15 protein-coding genes and 1 riboswitch are annotated in these 13,367 nt (G+C 54.9%); of the genes, 13 read left to right on the top strand and 2 right to left on the bottom strand.

The annotated features are described in order from the left end of the window. Window positions 1–443: 443 nt before the first annotated feature. Complete coding sequence (locus AAC01S_RS00930; RefSeq protein ID WP_067617304.1) at window positions 444–983, top strand: cupin domain-containing protein; 540 nt, start codon at window positions 444–446, stop codon at window positions 981–983. A 126-nt stretch (window positions 984–1,109) separates the two neighbouring features. Here the strand turns inward: AAC01S_RS00930 and AAC01S_RS00925 are convergent, their stop codons facing one another. Next, window positions 1,110–2,009, bottom strand: coding sequence for a phytanoyl-CoA dioxygenase family protein (locus tag AAC01S_RS00925; RefSeq protein WP_067617301.1), 900 nt, complete (start codon window positions 2,007–2,009; stop codon window positions 1,110–1,112). A 498-nt stretch (window positions 2,010–2,507) separates the two neighbouring features. On the opposite strand from AAC01S_RS00925, the gene AAC01S_RS00920 reads away from it, so the two are divergent. Then, a complete protein-coding gene (locus AAC01S_RS00920; RefSeq protein WP_245629994.1) occupies window positions 2,508–3,428 on the top strand; it encodes an RluA family pseudouridine synthase in 921 nt (306 codons plus the stop codon). A gap of 57 nt (window positions 3,429–3,485) precedes the next feature. Here AAC01S_RS00920 and AAC01S_RS00915 read toward each other — a convergent pair whose 3' ends face one another. After that, complete coding sequence (locus tag AAC01S_RS00915) at window positions 3,486–3,887, bottom strand: acyl-CoA thioesterase (protein WP_067617295.1); 402 nt, start codon at window positions 3,885–3,887, stop codon at window positions 3,486–3,488. 92 nt (window positions 3,888–3,979) lie between these two features. On the opposite strand from AAC01S_RS00915, the gene AAC01S_RS00910 reads away from it, so the two are divergent. The 11 genes from AAC01S_RS00910 (at window position 3,980) to AAC01S_RS00865 (ending at window position 13,352) form a co-directional block, all read left to right on the top strand. Then, window positions 3,980–4,990 carry a M23 family metallopeptidase gene (locus AAC01S_RS00910; RefSeq protein ID WP_083511398.1) on the top strand — a complete coding sequence of 337 codons (1,011 nt, stop codon included), beginning with the start codon at window positions 3,980–3,982 and terminating at the stop codon, window positions 4,988–4,990. A 235-nt stretch (window positions 4,991–5,225) separates the two neighbouring features. Further along, complete coding sequence (locus AAC01S_RS00905; RefSeq protein ID WP_067617291.1) at window positions 5,226–6,491, top strand: O-antigen ligase family protein; 1,266 nt, start codon at window positions 5,226–5,228, stop codon at window positions 6,489–6,491. Then, entirely contained in the window at window positions 6,484–8,145 is a 1,662-nt protein-coding gene (locus AAC01S_RS00900; RefSeq protein ID WP_067617288.1) for a hypothetical protein, read from the top strand. The genes AAC01S_RS00905 and AAC01S_RS00900 overlap by 8 nt, the downstream gene beginning before the upstream one ends. Beyond that, window positions 8,142–8,933 (top strand): hypothetical protein, encoded by a 792-nt coding sequence (locus tag AAC01S_RS00895; protein WP_067617285.1) that lies wholly within the window; start codon window positions 8,142–8,144, stop codon window positions 8,931–8,933. The genes AAC01S_RS00900 and AAC01S_RS00895 overlap by 4 nt, the downstream gene beginning before the upstream one ends. Before the next feature lie 79 nt (window positions 8,934–9,012). Beyond that, a riboswitch (cyclic di-AMP (ydaO/yuaA leader) is annotated at window positions 9,013–9,140 on the top strand. Between the two features lie 55 nt (window positions 9,141–9,195). Further along, on the top strand, window positions 9,196–9,357 hold the full coding sequence (locus AAC01S_RS19115; RefSeq protein ID WP_157070986.1) for a hypothetical protein: 162 nt from the start codon (window positions 9,196–9,198) through the stop codon (window positions 9,355–9,357). A gap of 226 nt (window positions 9,358–9,583) precedes the next feature. After that, a complete protein-coding gene (rplS, locus tag AAC01S_RS00890; RefSeq protein ID WP_067617282.1) occupies window positions 9,584–9,928 on the top strand; it encodes a 50S ribosomal protein L19 in 345 nt (114 codons plus the stop codon). A gap of 153 nt (window positions 9,929–10,081) precedes the next feature. Continuing rightward, a complete protein-coding gene (ylqF, locus tag AAC01S_RS00885) occupies window positions 10,082–10,963 on the top strand; it encodes a ribosome biogenesis GTPase YlqF (protein WP_067617279.1) in 882 nt (293 codons plus the stop codon). 105 nt (window positions 10,964–11,068) lie between these two features. Continuing rightward, entirely contained in the window at window positions 11,069–11,719 is a 651-nt protein-coding gene (rnhB, locus tag AAC01S_RS00880; RefSeq protein ID WP_245629993.1) for a ribonuclease HII, read from the top strand. Beyond that, on the top strand, window positions 11,712–12,749 hold the full coding sequence (locus AAC01S_RS00875) for a hypothetical protein (RefSeq protein ID WP_067617277.1): 1,038 nt from the start codon (window positions 11,712–11,714) through the stop codon (window positions 12,747–12,749). Before rnhB ends, AAC01S_RS00875 begins: the two co-directional genes overlap by 8 nt. Continuing rightward, the gene (locus AAC01S_RS00870) at window positions 12,746–12,997 is read left to right on the top strand and encodes an EscU/YscU/HrcU family type III secretion system export apparatus switch protein (RefSeq protein ID WP_067617274.1); all 252 of its coding nucleotides are present in this window, start codon (window positions 12,746–12,748) and stop codon (window positions 12,995–12,997) included. Before AAC01S_RS00875 ends, AAC01S_RS00870 begins: the two co-directional genes overlap by 4 nt. Next, the gene (locus AAC01S_RS00865; RefSeq protein ID WP_067617271.1) at window positions 12,975–13,352 is read left to right on the top strand and encodes a YraN family protein; all 378 of its coding nucleotides are present in this window, start codon (window positions 12,975–12,977) and stop codon (window positions 13,350–13,352) included. Before AAC01S_RS00870 ends, AAC01S_RS00865 begins: the two co-directional genes overlap by 23 nt. Window positions 13,353–13,367: the final 15 nt, after the last annotated feature.

Raw genomic sequence — 13,367 nt, 5'->3', positions numbered from 1 at the left:
TCGTGATCGCGCGGATTCCGGCAACGGAGGCGATCGGGGGCGCAGCGAAATAAGCGTCCGCAGGCCGCTTAAGTATGTCGAATCGTGTGATGGGCGAGGAATAAGCGGTCCAGCGCCGCTTAAATGGCCCGAATCGCGCCATTCTGTGGGAAAGAAGGCGAATAAGCGGCTGAGGGCCGCCTATTTGCCTCTTGCCCGGCCATCTCGCCGAAATAAGCGGCTGAGGGCCGCCTATTTCGCTCCTTCGCCCTCGCCCGCCGTCGCGATCGCGCCACACCGCCTTCGCCCTCGCGCCCTCGCGCCCTCGCGCCGTCGCGATCACGCCACCGCGAACGCAACTTCGTCCTTACAGGTGGCCATGGCTCCACTCACGGCCAGGTATAAGTAGCAGCCCAGTTCGGTGTGGCATAGCCTAGGCCTGTAGAGTAGGGAGGTATTTGACAATGGACGATTCTCTCTTGCAGAGCCCCAATTTAGAATTGGCGGCTGACTCGAACGTGTTCGTGAATTATCAACGCGATTCGCATAATTACATCACCCAACTGTTTGGAGAACAGTTTCCTGCGATCACGAACGGCTTCTTCAATGTCCACATGACGAAAGGCATTGTGATTCAACCGCATTGGCATACCAATGCGACGGAGACCGTGATCGTAATCACGGGTAGCGTAAAGACGTCCGTTTTTAATCCGTTTACTCAAAAACTGATGGTTTATAAGTTGGGACCGGGGCAGGTATCGGTGTTCCCGAAGGGATGGTTCCATTGGATTGTTGCGCGGAGCAACGATGTTCACTTGCTGACGATCTTTGATCGTCCGACGCCGGATATCGTATATGGATCGGATTTTCTACGTGCGATACCGAAGGAAGTCATGAATCGGGCATATGGCATAAACGAAGAAGACTATGCCGCAGCCGTTGCGCCCGTTCAAGAGTCGGTCATCCTGGGGCCGCCGCTTGGCAACGCCAATGAACCCTGGTGAACGTGGTTCTCCGAAAATATCGATCACCTGTGGAGACATCCCGGCCAGCGGCATGGTGGTGCGCGTGGAGACGGGATCGAAGATGGCAGCGTCGGTCATCTTCCGTCCCGTTTCCGTGCATGTGTCTTATGCCATGGTCGCGTTACGAATGCTTATTTCTAACGGAGAATACTCGGACGTATCGTTTCGTTGGAAATTCATCCTGTCTTTCAACGGTGTCGTCCGATTGCACATGAATCTTGGCACCCCGGACAAATTCTGTGACGCGGCGTGATAGAGAAACGGGTGACACAAGAATACGTCGCCAGCTTCAGCAGTCGTTTCCACGACGCGCAAGTTCGTACCGTGATCGTCGACGTATACTTGGTCCATAAAATATTCGATCCGAGCTGTGCCCTGGTGACGGGACAGAGGTCCCTCTTCTTGACCTGTCAGCTTTCGGAACCACTCGTGACTTTGATTCACGCTTTTGATCCCCTCGCCAAGCTCAACGCCATTTGGCTGTTCGGCGAGATACCTTGCGACGACTTTGTGCGATCCTTCTGCGATCACGGTGCCTCCGCCTCTTGGACCGATATCTGAGAAGATGCATAGGCATAATAGACCTTGCTCCGGACTGTCCAAGAAATGGCGGAAGTGAATGCCGTCCCAGTGCCAGCCTCCTTTCGGCACATCCCATTCTGACTCCGCACCTTTTGCAAAGTTGACAGGCCACCAGCCCCAACGATTCGGTATTCCTCTATTCGTCCAACGTCCGTAGCCGACGAGATCTTCAATGGCATCGGCCAATCGGTCAGTGTCACAAGCGCGAAACTCGGGTGTGTCATAGTTTTCGTTAATTTGAATCATAGGCTGCGTCCAAGTCGATTTGTCGTCACGCTTCACTCCGCGCTTTTCAACCTGTTCCCACACAACACGCTGTGCGCGCAAGGCATCCGATCGCGAAAATGCTTGTGGTACTCGGACCCACCCCAACTCAATAAATTGTTCGACGTCGGTTTCGGAAAGTACACGTGTCTTCGACAATAGGTGTTCCCCCTAAGAAGAGAATGGGATATTTGACGTCATTGTATTCGCTTGCAACAGGGTGTAACAGTGATGAAATGGGGAAAACATGTCTTTAACGTTTGTCCTTGAAGGATTTTATGCACACGCTCCAGTTCAAGGGCAGCTTCTTTGTCGGGTTTTTCGAGGAAGGAGGAAGACGGTTTCGCGTGAGTCGGAATGTATTTTCTGTGGTGATGCAATGATAAAAGTGTCTGACAATATTACCGCAAATCGATGTGGGAAATAAGTCAATTGTGCGTTACTATAGAGATCCTCAGTGGAGAAAACAGCATGGAATGAATTGATTTAAGCATAAACCTGCATCCATTCCTCTGGAGCCTGTTTTCCTTGTAAGGATGATACGCACGTAAGATCTGTCGATCCCGGCCCTGTGCTGAGCGCGCCAGGGTTATCTGTGTTAGCATATGAAGGTGTTTCCGCACGGGTATTCGATAGGAGTGATTTTCGCTGATTGAAGTGACCATTCAGGGAGCTGACGACGGCAAGCCGGTTCATAAATGGCTCCGGCTGTTGCTGCCGGGCATGCCGTTGTCAGGTATCTATAAATTTATCCGCACGGGTCGTATCAAAGTAAACGGCAAAAGGGCGAAGCAAGACGTCGTCCTGCACGAAGGTGACACGGTTCATCTGTATATGACAGATGAGGATTTTGCGCTGACGAGTAAGCCGAAGCGCGAGAAGTACGCGGGCGTCAGTCAGGATCTCCAAGTCGTCTACGAAGACGACGAAATTATCATTGTCGACAAACCGGTCGGCGTGTTGGTGCACGCGGCGGAAGGTGAACACAGCAGCACGTTGCAGGCGCGCGTCGAGGCGTACGTCTATCGGACGAAAGCGATGGACTTTGGACAAGCATTTCGGCCGGCGCCGGTGCATCGGCTGGATCGCAACACGAGCGGGCTCGTGGTCTTCGCAAAGACGTCGCGAGCCGCGCGCGATTGGGGAGCGGCGATTCAGACGGCCGACGTCCAAAAGGAATATTGCGCGCTCGTGTCCGGCCGCGTCTCGAAGCCGGGCCGTGTGCAAACCGCTTTGATCCGTGAAGGCGATCACGTTACGAAAGTGGCTGTGGACGGGGGCAAAGAGAGTTCGACATCCTATCAGCCCGTGTATGCGAGCGGTGGAACGACGTTGCTTCGGATTCGTCTTGAAACGGGACGAACCCATCAGATTCGGGCGCATTTGGCGTCCATTGGTCATCCGTTGATCGGGGATCGAAAATACGGCGCCAGAGGCCCGCGAAATGAAGTGTTCTATCTTCACGCGTTCCACTTGAACATGTCGAATCGCATCGACGTTGTCGCGCCGCTGCCGCAGCGTTTTGTGGATAAGCTGAAGTCGCTGGGTTATCCGGCGACCGTCTTGGACGTACGTTGACACCGCCGCGCCGCAGCGTCGCATGGTGCAATCGGCATCGGACGAACGGCCGAATCTTCACCGTGTGACGACATACTTGGCAATCTCGCTGGGAACCGGAACGGGCCTGCCTGTGTCAGGATGTACGCAGACAATCACAAATTGTCCTTCGCTGATCAGGTTGCCCGTCGCATTCACGATGTGTTGTTTCATGCGAAAGCTGGTGCGGCCCACCTCGTTCAACCAAGTGGTGATGGTCAACACGTCGTTCTGTTTGGCCGGATGGCGGTAATCCACTTCGGCCCGCGCAACGACCGTCACCACGCCGCGATCGCGCAAGGCGGCATACGTGAGTCCTCGATGTTCGTACCAGTCTTCTCTGCCCCACTCGTAGTACTCGAGGTATTTGGCGTTATTGACATGTCCGTTGACATCGATCTCGGTGGAGCGAACGGTTGTCTTCATCTGTGTGACGGTCATGGCATCAACTCCGGCGATACATTCTCCGGCATACATTGTCACTCCCTGGGAAAGTGTAAAGGTTATGACCTGGGTTTGGGGAGTGATGAAGTATGCTGCAGATCCATTGTAACATGCGGAATATGGCGCGGCTGTCCCTTACTGCTGCTGCGGTTTTATCCTTTGCGATTCCTGGTGTGTCCATCGAGGCGAAAGAGACGCCGCGGCCGGCGGCGACACAGGCGGCTTTGGTGCCTCTGTATCAGAAGTATGGCGAGATGTACGACGTCGATTGGGCTGTGCTGGCAGGGATTGATCGGTATGCGCAGTTGATCAAGACGCGATCCGAACGGGTGGAGGCCCCGTATTACGGGTTCGCGTTTCATCCGGCTGCTTGGGCCGGGATCGAAAATCCGAATCTGGACGATGTGTCGCCTCAGGCTATCAGCGTCTTTGGCGGGCTGGGGCAAGACGCCAACGGCGATATGCTGGCGCTGCCATTTGATCAGCCGGATCGGATCAAGACACTTGCGTACTGGCTGGACTCAGAGTCAGACGAGGATGACGAAGTCGCCGTATGGAATCTCTTCCAAGACCCGATTGCTGTCGAGCGCGTGTTTGCGTTTGCCCGCATGTTCCACGCGTTCGGCCTCAACGTCAACGGCCACTCCTTTCCGCTGGACAAGCGGTACAACTATACGATCAAGCACACCTTTGGAGCGCGGCGGAGTTTCGGCGGTCGCAGAATCCATGAAGGCGTCGATATTTTCGCCGATTACGGCACGCCCGTCTTGGCGTGTTCCTACGGGTATGTGGAGCTAATGGGTTGGAACCGGCTTGGCGGTTGGAGAATTGGGATTCGAGACGCGAACAACATGTATTACTACTACGGGCACCTGTCCGCGTTCCAAAAGGGCTTGCGCCAAGGAGATCTGGTGCGGCCTGGCCAAGTCATCGGCTATGTGGGCAGCAGCGGTTACGGACCGCCGGGCACGTCCGGAAAGTTTCCGCCGCATTTGCACTTTGGCATCTATAAAGACATGGGGGTTCGAGAGTGGGCCTTTAGTCCATCGAGCTACCTGCTGCAATGGCAGCGTCAGAAGCAGACCGTGTTGAGATCGTAAGCTTGTGTATAGAATTCGAGAAATTATTGATTCCATTCGACATCGATCCCTAAAATGAAACAGAGTATGGTATTCTTTTTCTCATGGGATTCAAGGGCAGCACCTGCAGAGAGAGACAGCAGTTTACATGGGGTAAAAAGACAGCGATGCATCCACGACCGCGTCGCGCACGCGATGGCATGGCTGAGGACGGATGCTGTGTGAGACAACCTTCTGAGGGTGGGAGTTGAAGTGGATGCAAGACCAGGCTTACCTGGTGAACGAGGGAGTACAGGCGCCTCGATTGTACGGGGCGCGCGTTGCGAAATGGTGTACATACTTGCTGGTTGCTTTTCCAATTGTGGACTACACACTTCGATTGTCTGAGTTTCATGGTCTTGGTTCCATATGGGACAAGCTCGTTTTGCTCGCCTTGGCGATTATCGCCTTGAACCGCGTCCTGCGCGGGCATCGACCGCCGGGTTTTGGCTGGGCCAAGTACGCCGGTTGGTACACGCTGTACTTGGTAGGCTTATTCTTCGCCGGGATGGCTGCGCCGAAGGTGGCGTTCGACGGCTTGCGAGCCGATATCTACTATATGCTGTTCGGTTTGTTGCTGCCGTTCGTGCTCGAACCCAAGGACGCAAAGAAGATTTTGTACGCGGCGGCTTCGATCGCTGTTTTAATTGGGGTGCACGGCGTCTTTCAATATGCGATAGCCGCGCCCATTCCGGCCACTTGGGTAGACGTAGGCGAGCAGGTTCGATCACGCGTGTTTTCCGTCTTCAAGTCTCCGAATGAACTCGGGGCGTACATGGAAATGATGACGCCATTGTTGTTCGGGCTTGTGGTGGCTGATAAGAACCGGATTCGCAAGCTGATTTACGGTATCGGCGGCGTCTTTTGTCTGTTGACTCTATTGTTTACCTATACGCGAGGTTCGTGGATGGGGCTGGGCATCGGGATCGTCCTCGTCGCGATCGCGTTCGACAGAAGACTCCTCGTGATTGTGGTTGTTCTCGGCGTCATCGGCTTCTTTTTGCCGCCGATTCACCACCGCGTGATGGATTTGTTTTCCCAGGTCTACTACATCAAGTCGTCGCAGGGCGGCCGAATTGTGCGTTGGCAGACAGCGTTTGACCAGATGGCGAGCAACCCGTTGTTCGGCGTCGGTTTAGGCCGTTATGGCGGTATGGTCGCTTCCGATCACGGTTTTTCCATCTACTCCGACAACTATTATGCAAAAATTCTCGGCGAGTCCGGCCTGGTCGGTTTGGCGTTGTTCTTGGCGATGCATGTGCGCATCGTCGTCGAGATTGTGCAGAAGGTTGTTCTCAGGGCGACAGGCGGGGATCGCTACCTCGCTCTGGGTGGATTGATTGGTGTCACGGCTTTATTGATTGACGACTTTGTCGAGAATGTATTCGAGGACCCTGTGAACTTCCTCTATTATTTTTTGATTGTAGGGTTGCTCTTACTTTGGAGTCGGAGTTTCGACAGTCAGGAGGAGACACATGAATAAGAGTCTCTTGACTGGTGCCGGGAGAATTCTTTGGTATCTGTTCTGGGCACTTTTCATCAACGTCATATACATTTGGATCCTTCGGCCTGTGGTTCAGGATCTCGCCGTCTATGGCGTACTGATCGACGCCGCGTTGATCGTTGTGTGGCTGACCTCTATACCGAGATCGGTACGTCGTCCGTGGGTCGTGTACACGATGGTCGTCCTGCTCATCGGCGAAGGATTGTCCACATTGGCTTTCGGATCCGTGAAAACGTCGACCTTGGGAACCATCGTGATGTGCGTGGGCTTACTGATTATTGCCGGGTGGTTCGGCCGCGTGAAACTCCTGCCTGCGTTCATCGGGGTTGTTGCGCTTGTTGTGGCGGAGATGTTCATTCCCCGCGACGATTGGGCGTTTTTGGACCATTTCAAGATTCTTCAAGAATCGCGCGTGCATCTGACGCTGCAGGACATGCAGGAGGCTCCGCTCGCTGTCATTCATAAAGCGACGGGAGACGCCATCATTACAGTGGATGGTTACGTACCGTCTTCGACAGACTTGGAAGCGTTGGCTATGAATGCGACCGATTCTCCGGATGCTTTGTACAATGCGCTCCAGACTGCAAACGGCGAGTATCAGTTGGTCGAGTTGGAAGAACAAAATGGACATTTGGTCAAGACGACACCGACAGCCAAGGATCTGGCTCTGGTCAATCCTCTGCAACTCGTGCAGGCGTTTTTCCCGTACGAGATTGCGCACTGGTATGTCAACGACGGGCAGATTTCCGAATATCTAACCCCGTATCTCGACGATCGCGACGCTGTTGCGACCGCGGTAAACCCTGCCGCTTACGCATCATCCATTCAAGTTGTCGCAAACCAGGCGGCGCAAGAGGAGATTGAAAATTGGGACGATTGCTTGCGGCAACTTGGAGTGTCGCCCGCAAGCGGAGGCCTCGATGTTGAAAACGGCAAATTGACAGGTTTGGATCGCGGTAAGAGCGTGTCGGTTCCGATTGATGCAAGCACGGTTGTCGGGATTGGACATTTTACGTCCAAAACGGATGACCAAGCGCTGTTGATTGGAAACAACGAACTCCATGTCGTGGATTTGGCGACAGGGAAGGTCGTTTCAACCTATCATGGTACAGTGGACAACCCAGTGCCAAACGATGTGAAAATCGGTCCGCTCGTTTCCGGTGGCACGGATGCGGTATTTGTCAATGCCGTTCCAGCGTACATTCTCACCGTAGACTCATCGGGCAAATGGCACCAGGTATACACGGCGACAAGCTCGACGTTCCGATTCGAAGCCATCATGCCGAATGGACAAGCGCAGCCTGAGATCGTCACGAATGACCCTTCGATGTTGAGAAACTCGCCGACGCGGTATTTTTCGGCCTATCACTTCGTGGGTAATCCTGAAGGACACGGGCAATTGGTTCGGGACTGGCGCGTCTTCCGTACGAACGTGGTCAATGTGACGCCGTTGAAGCTCCAGGCGGACGGTCCGGAAGATCTTGCCCTGGATATTTACGGGACCGGCGAGTACATGGTGATTCAGAAGACGAATGCGCCCTTGCTGCCCATCGCGGCGATTTTGCTGGGGCTCATCATCGTGATCGGCTGGGGCATTCGTCTTACTCGCGGCAATAGGAGGGATGCTCAATGAAAGTGCGACACAGGTGGGCAACCTCGGTCCTGATTTCCGTATTTTGCGGGAGCCTGCTTGCTGGCTGTGCGCCTGGCGTACAAACGGCCTCGATTGCTTCAGGGACTGCCACGACGGTGACGCAGAAGAATGTCGATTGGACACCGTTGTTGAACGCCATCACGAAGAGCGAAGGCGCGACGTTGTATCGCTTGCAGAGTTCTGTCTCCATTCAAAATGGAAGTCTCAAGACAAGTTACACCGTCTACGGTACGATCCAGTTGCCTGATACCATCAACATGCAGGTCCACGAAAACAACTTCAACATCGGAATGTATCAGCAGGGTCAGGTCGCATATCAGGAAGACAACGGCACTTGGATTAAGATGCAGCCTCTGCAGAATCTCGACGCGTACCAAGGTTACGCGGACGTCATTGAACAAGCCATGAAGCAAGGCTATAAATTGGATGAGATGAATCAGACGTATGTCATGGACGAGTACTGCAATGTCTATCGAGTAACGGTTCCCAACGGCATGGCGCCGTTGCCTGCTTTCCTCGCCGACGCGGTGGGGAGTTCGGCGAAGACGCTCAACGACACGGCAAGCGGGGTTGAATACGTGTTTTACGTGGGGCAGACATCGGGTTATCTGCGCCAAGTGCAAACTCAGTCGGTCAACATGGTGAACAACGTAGGTCCGATGCTGACGTCGACGACAACGCTGTTTTCCGCGATTGATCAGCCTACGGTCGCGCAGATGCAAATTCCGTCCACACTCGTTCAACAGCTTGAGCGTGGCGCGAATTAACAAGGCCATCTCCGGACGATTGGTTGGTGAAAATTGGATGATTGGTTGCCGATTTTCACGTAATGGCATACAATGAACTTGCAACTCATCGCTGAGTTCCGTTTTTGGAAGCGGAGGAACCAAGTTTTTGGGGTGAATCGCAGTTTGCGTAGGGTCGCCTACACCCGAACCCGACAGCTAACTCCGTAAGCGTTGTAGGACAATCGCATGATCCAGAAGGGAACTTGGCTGAGATTTGCTATTTCAGTCAAGGAGAGTGATGTTGACGATGTTGAAACCTGAGTTGCCAGAGTATGTACGGGATTTGGAAATCAAGTATGCGCTTAAGCAATTCGTTCGGCAGAACTCAATCAAGTCGGAAGCAGAATCAGTGTCGTCCAATGCCATCCGCCGTACAGATGAACGTCCTGAGCAGTTCAATTAATCGATGAGCGTGTTGGCAATGTTCGGATCTTGCTGTTAGACTCTGTAGACCTACGCTTGGAGACCTCGGTTGGGATACCAATCGGGGTCTTTTTGTAAGTCTTTTTAAAGAGGAGCGTCCTGCGATATTGTCGGCCGGGGGATCCCTGTGTTACAATGCTTCGGTGATTACAGTGGTCCTCTGTCGAGAAAGTGGACATGAACACTTGTGGGAAGGAGGTCTAGCCATGAACTTACTACGTTCAGTGGTGGAAGACCAAATCCGTTCGGATATCCCGGAGTTTCGTCCGGGCGATACGGTTCGCGTACACGTGAAAGTGCGCGAGGGTCAGCGCGAGCGCATTCAGGTGTTCGAAGGCGTCGTCATTCGCCGCCGGGGAAGTGGAATCAGTGCCACATACACCGTGCGGAAAGTATCGTACGGCGTAGGCGTGGAACGTACATTCCCGCTTCACTCGCCGAAGATCGATAAAATCGAAGTGACTCGTCACGGCAAGGTTCGCCGCGCGAAGTTGCACTACCTACGCGGCCGTTCCGGCAAGGCAGCGCGTATCAAGGAAATTCGGCGGTAACAAGAGCGCGGAGGTCTTCCTCCGCGTTTTTTGTTACCAGTGGCCCGGGAAGACGCGTATTGTCCTGTTGAATCTTTTCAGCCTACATAAATTGCGTTCTTCGCCGCACGCTAACACTACAAAATATACATAGGGCCTGTTGGAGGTACATACGTGCAAGTACATTGGTATCCTGGTCATATGGCCAAAGCCAGAAGAATGATGGAGACGCGCATACGCCAGGTCGATTGTGTCATCGAGTTGGTCGACGCGCGTTTGCCCGTGTCGAGTCGAAATCCGGTTCTCGAAGAACTGTCGACGCGTCGACCCAGTGTCATCGTCATGACGCGGTCTGATTTGGCCGATCCGGCGGCGACAGAAGCCTGGCAGAACTATTTTCGGGCTCAGGGTATCGACTCGATCGCGGTGAACGTATTGTCTGGCGACGGGCTTGGATTGGTCAAGGATAGTGTTCACCGTTTGACGCAGCCAAAGGTGCAGCGGGATCGAGCGCGTGGACTCCGGCGCAGCATCGTTCGGGCGATGGTCGTCGGCATTCCGAACGTGGGGAAGTCGTCGTTTATCAATCAAATTGCAAAGCGCTCCATCGCGAAGACGGGCAATAAGCCTGGCGTGACGCGCTCCGAGCAATGGGTCAAGTTGGGGGATATCGAACTGCTCGACACGCCTGGCGTGCTGTGGCCAAAGATCGATACGCCCGAACAGGGACTGCGTTTGGCCGTCAGCGGGGCTATCAAGGACCAAATCTACGATGTCGAGGAAGCTGCAGTATATTTCATCTGCTACGCCATTCAACGTTACCCGGAATTGCTGAAGGCCCGTTTCGATCTCGATTCGCTGCCGGACGTTGAGTGGTCCGACGTGCAGACCGTCTGGCCGGTGGTCGAAGACGTGTTCACTCAGATTGGAAAAAGGCGCGGCATGCTTGCCCGCGGCGGAGAGGTCGATGTCGAACGCGTGTCCAAAATGCTCGTCAAGGAAGCGCAGGACGGCCAGCTTGGCAGGATGTCGCTGGAGTGGCCAGAGGAATCGTAAGTCGGCCTGTGCCGCTTTCAGCAGCTCGATCAATTCTCCAATCCGTATCTAGTCATCTTCCCCCTTTACGAGGTAGACTGGACAGCAATAGGAGTGACAACGACTGTGGTCCAATCTACCACCTCTTTTCTGACGCGTTGGCAATTTGATATCGCGATGGCGGGCGGGTTGTGCTTCGCCGGGGTCGACGAGGTCGGACGCGGCTGTCTGGCTGGTCCCGTCGTGGCTGCCGCCGTCGTGATCCGTGACGTCGACGAAGCGATGGCGTCGGTCAATGATTCGAAGCAATTGAGCGCACGCCAGCGGCAAGCTTTGTCAACTCTGTTGATGGAACGCTGCCATGTGGGCATTGGTGAGGCGTCGGTGGAAGAGATCGACACACTCAATATCCTTCGGGCGAGCCAGATCGCCATGGGGCGGGCCTTGGAGCGTCTCCATACGCCCGTCGAGTTGGCTCTGGTCGACGGCAACGCGCCCGCCGCGACCCCGATACCTTGTCTGCCCATTGTCGACGGAGACGGACGTTCACTGTCCATCGCGGCGGCTTCCATTGTCGCCAAAGTGTATCGCGATCGATTGATGACAGCTTTGCACGACGAATATCCCGAGTATGGTTTTGCGCGCAACGTGGGTTACGGCACCAAGGAACATCGCGCGGCATTGGAACGTTATGGCCCGACGCCATACCATCGAACCAGTTTTGCGCCAGTGCGGCAGTCACGTCAAATGCAGATGAGGTTGTTGCCCAATGGATAATATCCCGGTTCAACGCCCGTCTCCGGCTGCCGGCAACGTTTCGCTGACACAGCGAATTCATCCGACCGGGCCAGGCGTTGGCCGACCTGGAACCGAGGTCACGGGAGCTCGACATTCGGCTTCTTCCTTGGTTCAGCGACTGCAGTCTGTTGAAGAACAACTATTCGCTCTGGAGCGGCACGTTCCGCTGCAAATTCTGCAAAATCCGCAATTGCTGAAAGCGGAATGGGCATGGAAGCTGCTCGTGCTGCAGCAGTTGTTTCAACAGGATGCAGCCGATCCGCTACTACAACCGTCTGAATCTGGCTCGGTGAACGCATCGTCGCCGGATCAAGCTGCACACGTCTCAGAACACGTCTCAGCACAAGTCTCAACAGCCGACTCGCCTGAGTCGGAACCGTTGTCGCAGCCCTCGACCGAAACCGTGCCTGTGTCGTCGTCCGAGCCCTCTCAGTTAGAAATGGTCGTCAAGCAGTTGTGGAACGTGCTTGCGAGTGTTTCGTCAGACTCGCACACGCCGACAGCGTCCTTGAATATCCGGACCGATTCGCCGTTGCTGCCATTTTCTTCGATGAGTCGCGATATCATCGAAGAGGCCAGTTCCAAGGCTGACAAACAGAAATTGACGAACTGGGTTGTGCGGGATCGGTTGACGTCCAGCGTGATCGACAATCCGTACGAACGGTCCGGCGGAGGTCTGCTCTTTATCGATTCTCCGCGACCTGAAAGACCGCCATATCGTGCCGCCAAATGGCATGCCCGCCGGCAGACGCGGATGGGCAGCGGCGGCAAGCTCATTCATCGCATCCGGTTCGATTTCGAGGTTCAGGGCCACGCGGTGACGTGTCTCATCACGGCGCAGCGTCCGCAGCTGTTCGTCCACTTTCTTTCCGATCACGAGAACTTGCTGAAGCATTTGAAGAATGGTCCCGGGGTCGTGGCAGAACCATTGGCCAAAGTCGGGTGGGAATTGCAGGGGTGGACCGTTGCACGTCCGGACGAGACGATGGGAGAGGTTGATGCTCCATGACGACGAAGCGCGCTGTAGCCTTGCGGTACGAACAACAGCGTGAAGACGCGCCGCGGATCGTGGCGAAAGGTGCGGGTGAAGTGGCGGAGGCCATCATTCGCACTGCAACGTCCAGCGCTGTCCCGGTGATGGAAAACAAACCGCTCGTGGACGCGTTGGTTTCACTGGAAGTGGATAGCGTGATTCCGCCGGAACTGTATCAGGCGGTCGCCGAGGTGCTCGCGTATGTCTACCGATTGTCGCAGTGATCCAGCGGCGCTTGGTTCATTCGGCGAAGATTTCGCCGCCGCGTATGTCGAGCGCTGCCTCGGGTGGCGCGTCGTCGAGCGAAATCGGAGATCGCGTTACGGCGAGATCGACCTGATTGCGGAAAACGCGCGCGAATTTGTGTTTATCGAAGTGAAGACCCGCCGGTCGCTGGCCTTCGGCGAGCCGCTGCACGCTGTCACCAGCCTCAAGCTGGCCCGTCTCGTCGCGCAGGCTGACGTGTATCTGGCGCGGCGGAACATGCCAGCCGACTGGACCGTCGCGCTCGATGTGATTGGTCTCGTTGTTCGGGGCGGCCTCGTGACCTCCATCGATCACGCTCGCGTATACCCATGACGCAACTTGAGAAAC

Origin of the sequence: Alicyclobacillus acidiphilus NBRC 100859 (genome assembly GCF_001544355.1) — a bacterium.
GTDB classification, from domain to species: Bacteria; Bacillota; Bacilli; order Alicyclobacillales; family Alicyclobacillaceae; genus Alicyclobacillus; species Alicyclobacillus acidiphilus.
The sequence above is the reverse complement of the archived record's forward strand: the minus strand, read 5'-3'. Positions and strand labels throughout refer to the sequence as shown.

Bases quoted from the DNA above. Each gene is read 5' to 3' on its own strand.
- AAC01S_RS00930 (WP_067617304.1), top strand. From the start codon at position 444: ATGGACGATTCTCTCTTGCAGAGCCCCAATTTAGAATTGGCGGCTGAC.
- AAC01S_RS00915 (WP_067617295.1), bottom strand. From the start codon at position 3,887: ATGACCGTCACACAGATGAAGACAACCGTTCGCTCCACCGAGATCGAT.
- AAC01S_RS00910 (WP_083511398.1), top strand. From the start codon at position 3,980: ATGCTGCAGATCCATTGTAACATGCGGAATATGGCGCGGCTGTCCCTT.
- AAC01S_RS00905 (WP_067617291.1), top strand. From the start codon at position 5,226: ATGCAAGACCAGGCTTACCTGGTGAACGAGGGAGTACAGGCGCCTCGA.
- AAC01S_RS00900 (WP_067617288.1), top strand. From the start codon at position 6,484: ATGAATAAGAGTCTCTTGACTGGTGCCGGGAGAATTCTTTGGTATCTG.
- AAC01S_RS00895 (WP_067617285.1), top strand. From the start codon at position 8,142: ATGAAAGTGCGACACAGGTGGGCAACCTCGGTCCTGATTTCCGTATTT.
- rplS (WP_067617282.1), top strand. From the start codon at position 9,584: ATGAACTTACTACGTTCAGTGGTGGAAGACCAAATCCGTTCGGATATC.
- AAC01S_RS00875 (WP_067617277.1), top strand. From the start codon at position 11,712: ATGGATAATATCCCGGTTCAACGCCCGTCTCCGGCTGCCGGCAACGTT.
- AAC01S_RS00870 (WP_067617274.1), top strand. From the start codon at position 12,746: ATGACGACGAAGCGCGCTGTAGCCTTGCGGTACGAACAACAGCGTGAA.
- AAC01S_RS00865 (WP_067617271.1), top strand. From the start codon at position 12,975: ATGTCTACCGATTGTCGCAGTGATCCAGCGGCGCTTGGTTCATTCGGC.